The following is a 509-nucleotide window of genomic DNA, read 5'->3' as shown; positions in this document are numbered from 1 at the left end:
ATCTCGACGGCGTCACCATCGGCACCGGCGGCATGGCGTTCGACAGCATCACGACAGGTGTTGCGCAAGCCACGGCGCTCAACTTCAATGCCGTTTCGGGCGGCCCGTTCCTGGGTGGCAATGTCACCATCGGCGGCACCGGTGGCGGCATCAACGGCCTTGCAATCAACGCTTCGTCATCGACCTTCACCATCACCAATCTGGTGACGACCAATGTCGCGGGCACCGATGTCAGCCTGACCAACAACACCGGCTCGATCGCGATCCTCGGTGGCGCCATCGCCAATTCGGGCACTGGCGACGGTGTCGTCGTTTCCGGTGGCAGCGCGACAATCGGTGTGGCGGCCAACATCTCCAGCTCGGCAACCGTGCCAGGCATAGCGGTCAAGGTCGACGGCACCACTGGCGGCTCGGTGACCTTCAGCGGCAGCGTCACCTCGACCGGCACCGGCAATCTTTTCGCGATCGGCTCGACGCCGCCCCCGGCCGGCGGCGCGATCAGCGTCATC

The 509-nt window shown here is 65.2% G+C and carries 1 pseudogene; it reads left to right on the top strand.

Annotated elements, in window-relative coordinates:
* Positions 1 to 509: pseudogene (locus tag EN984_RS37120) on the top strand (hypothetical protein); the annotation flags it as partial.

Origin of the sequence: Mesorhizobium sp. M7A.F.Ca.CA.004.12.1.1, assembly GCF_003997835.1 — a bacterium.
In the GTDB taxonomy this organism is placed as follows: Bacteria; Pseudomonadota; Alphaproteobacteria; order Rhizobiales; family Rhizobiaceae; genus Mesorhizobium.
Note: the sequence above shows the minus strand (reverse complement) of the source record. Positions and strands in the feature narration are given on the sequence as shown.